Source organism: Pseudomonas sp. NPDC098740 (genome assembly GCF_044760065.1).
GTDB classification, from domain to species: domain Bacteria; phylum Pseudomonadota; class Gammaproteobacteria; order Pseudomonadales; family Pseudomonadaceae; genus Aquipseudomonas; species Aquipseudomonas rossensis.
The window spans coordinates 1-1,336 of sequence record NZ_JBIWAM010000056.1 but is presented as its reverse complement, the minus strand read 5'-3'; the positions used below and the strand labels follow the sequence as shown (position 1 = coordinate 1,336).

Below are 1,336 nucleotides of genomic sequence, written 5' to 3'. Positions count from 1 at the left end.
CCACTGGCTTGCGAAAGGCGAGGCGTACGATGAGCAAAGAAGTACTGCTGGTTGTTGAGTCGGTATCCAATGAAAAGGGCGTACCGGCAAACGTAATTTTTGAAGCGCTGGAGCTGGCTCTGGCCACTGCTACCAAAAAACGTTTCGAGGACGAAGTCGATCTGCGTGTGGAAATCAATCGCCACACCGGTGCTTACGAGACATTCCGTCGCTGGACTGTCGTCGAAGAAGCAGACCTGGACGATCCGGCCATCGAAACCTGGCCGAGCAAGGTTGCAGAAACGCATCCTGGTGCTCAGGTTGGTGATGTAGTCGAAGAAAAGATCGAGTCCATTGAGTTCGGCCGCATCGCTGCACAGACTGCCAAGCAAGTCATCGTGCAGAAAGTTCGCGAAGCCGAGCGCGCTCAAGTCGTTGATGCCTATCGCGAGCGCCTGGGAGAAATCATCTCCGGCACCGTGAAGAAAGTGACCCGCGACAACGTGATCGTCGACCTGGGCAACAACGCTGAAGCGTTGCTGGCTCGTGAAGACATCATTTCTCGCGAAACCTTCCGGGTTGGCGTGCGACTGCGTGCGCTGCTCAAGGAAATCCGCACCGAGAACCGCGGCCCGCAGCTGATCCTGTCGCGTACTGCGCCGGAAATGCTGATCGAGTTGTTCCGCATCGAAGTGCCGGAAATCGCTGAAGGCCTGATCGAAGTAATGGCTGCGTCCCGTGATCCGGGTTCGCGCGCCAAGATCGCGGTCCGCTCCAAGGACAAACGCATCGACCCGCAAGGCGCTTGCATCGGTATGCGCGGTTCGCGCGTCCAGGCAGTGTCGGGTGAGTTGGGCGGTGAGCGTGTGGACATCGTCCTGTGGGACGACAACCCGGCTCAGTTTGTGATCAATGCAATGTCGCCGGCTGAAGTGGCGGCAATTATCGTTGACGAAGATGCCCATGCAATGGACATCGCCGTTGGCGCAGACAATCTGGCTCAGGCCATTGGTCGGGGTGGTCAGAACGTGCGTCTGGCTAGCCAGTTGACTGGCTGGACCCTGAACGTGATGACCGAATCGGACATCCAGGCTAAGCAGCAAGCAGAAACCGGCGACATCCTGCGCAACTTCATCGACGAGCTGGAAGTCGACGAAGATCTGGCACAGGTGCTGGTAGATGAAGGCTTTACCAGCCTGGAAGAGATTGCCTACGTACCGTTGGAAGAAATGCTCAACATCGACGGCTTTGACGAAGAAACCGTCAACGAGCTTCGCGCTCGCGGCAAGGATCGTTTGTTGTCCTAAGCCATCGCTACTGAGGAAATGCTGGCAGACGCCCATCCGGCCGAAGACCT

At 57.3% G+C, this 1,336-nt stretch carries 1 pseudogene; it reads left to right on the top strand.

What is annotated here, in order from left to right:
• Positions 1-29: 29 nt before the first annotated feature.
• Positions 30-1,283: pseudogene (gene nusA / locus ACIQU2_RS28895) on the top strand (transcription termination factor NusA); the annotation flags it as partial.
• Between the last annotated feature and the right edge of the window lie 53 nt (positions 1,284-1,336).